Annotated in this window: 2 protein-coding genes and 1 pseudogene; all 3 read left to right on the top strand. The window is 77.3% G+C overall.

Annotated features, from left to right (window positions below; translation table 11 throughout):
- Positions 1-238: pseudogene (locus tag NH602_RS30560) on the top strand (hypothetical protein); the annotation flags it as partial.
- Positions 235-1,212 carry a hypothetical protein gene (locus NH602_RS30555; RefSeq protein ID WP_253069649.1) on the top strand — a complete coding sequence of 326 codons (978 nt, stop codon included), beginning with the start codon at positions 235-237 and terminating at the stop codon, positions 1,210-1,212. The pseudogene NH602_RS30560 and the gene NH602_RS30555, both read left to right, overlap by 4 nt.
- A 1-nt stretch (position 1,213) precedes the next feature.
- A complete protein-coding gene (locus tag NH602_RS30550; RefSeq protein WP_253069648.1) occupies positions 1,214-1,780 on the top strand; it encodes a hypothetical protein in 567 nt (188 codons plus the stop codon).
- The last annotated feature ends 159 nt before the right edge of the window (positions 1,781-1,939 follow it).

The raw sequence follows: 1,939 nt of genomic DNA, 5'->3' as shown, positions 1-1,939 counted from the left end.
CGCCTTCGTCCCCGCCCCGCGCCACCCCCGCGACGGCGCCCGGCGGGCCCTGCCGGTCGGCCCACCCGACCCCTGGGACGAGCTGGCGCACGTGCCACCCGTCCGGCCGCAGCCCGATCCCGGGCCCGGCCTCACCGACGCCACCCCCCACGACCTCGACCTGGACACCGACACCGGAGCGCCGCCCTCCCGCACCACCGGAGCGCACCGCACCGCCCCGAGGAGCCGATACCGATGAGATCCACCACCAGCCGCAGCAGGACGATCGCGGTCACCGCGCTCGCCCTGGGCCTGCTCGTCGCCGGGCCCGCCGCCTACGCCGCCGGGGCTGCCTCCGCCGACCGGAGCGACCGGCCGGCGAACGTCGCCTCCGGGCCGTCCGACTCGACCGGCTCGTCCGGAGGATCCGGCTCCTCCGGCTCTTCCGGCTCCTCCGAGGGTGCCTCCGGATCCGGGAGCTCCTCCGGGGGCGGCGGGGAGCACGACCACGCCGGGCACACGGGCTCCGGCTCATCGGGCTCCGGCTCATCGGGCTCCGGCTCATCGGGCTCCGGTGACGGGGCCGGTGACAGCGCCGGGGCCGGTGGCGGCTCGGCCGACCAGGGTGCCGGCGGCGCGGGGGACGGGCCCGACGCGGGCGACGGGGAGAAGAAGGGCGCGCAGTCGGCGCTCGACATCCTCGCCGTCGACTGCTCCGGCAGCCGGCTCACCGCCCACGACGGCTTCCAGAAGGCGCCCCGCTGCGTGTCCACCGCGTTCGGCGAGGTCGCCGACGCCGACCGCAGCCCGTCGCTGCTCATCACCCAGGCCCCGACGAAGGTCCGGCCCGGGGAGTCGTTCCGCCTGACCGTCAGCACCCGGAACCTGGTCCGCGACCGGTTCCTCCCCGCGGCCCAGGGCGGCTACTACGCCGAGGCGTCCCTGCTCGACGGCCAGGGACTCCAGCGCGGCCACTTCCACACCGCCTGCCGGATCCTGCCCGACCCGGGCGAGGCACCGGACTCGTCGCCTGATCCGCTGTTCTTCCAGGCCACCGAGGACGGCGGTGGAGGGGCACGGCCGGACAGCGTCACGATCGACGTGCCCGGGGTCGAGCAGACCGGCGAGCTGCAGTGCTCGTCGTGGGCGGGGGACGGGTCGCACCGCACCCCGATGATGCAGCGGGCCAACCAGACGCCCGCGTTCGACTCGGTCCGGATCGAGGTGGGCTGACATGCGACTCTCCGGACCCCTCCTGACCATGGTCGCCGTGGGCGCGGTCGCCGCCGGGGCCGCGACGGCCAACGTCGTGCTCACCGCGGAACCGGAACCGTTGCCCGCGGCGGCCCCCGCCGCCGTCGAACAGGCCGCCGGCTCGTCCGCCCTCCCGGCGGCGCCCGCTCCGACGGCCGCCCCGGCACCGGCCGCGACCGGCGAGGTCGTCTACAAGGGCCGGTCGACGAACGGGAAGGTCACCGTCGACATCCGGGTCACCGACGGCGCCGTGAAGGCCTACGTCTGCGACAACCGCGGCATCGAGTCCTGGACGAAGGGCACCGCCACCCCCGGCGGCACCACCCGCCTGACCGGAAAGGACGGCGCGGAGGTCGAGTACACCGTCGCCGACGGCGTCGCCACCGGCACCGCCCGCGCCGACGGGAGGTCCTGGGACTTCACCGCGACCCGGACCGACGCCTCCGACCCGGCCCCGGCCGCGACGCCGGCCCCCGCACCCGCCGAGGCCCCGGCCCAGGCGCCGGCCCCGTCCACCGGCGGCAGCGGCTACGGCGGTGGGTACTGATGTCCCCCCGCGCGCGGCACGCGGACCGCGAGCTCACCGACCCGGTCGGGTTCGCCCCGGTCCCCGCGGACATCCCGAGCCCACGCGGCCCCGAGCACAGCGGCGGCTGGGCCGCCGTCCCGGAGCCGTCCTGGGCACCCGATCACGACCCCGACGGCG

This window comes from Pseudonocardia sp. McavD-2-B (genome assembly GCF_024124365.1).
GTDB classification, from domain to species: domain Bacteria; phylum Actinomycetota; class Actinomycetes; order Mycobacteriales; family Pseudonocardiaceae; genus Pseudonocardia; species Pseudonocardia alni.
This window is presented reverse-complemented; position numbering and strand designations above follow the sequence as displayed.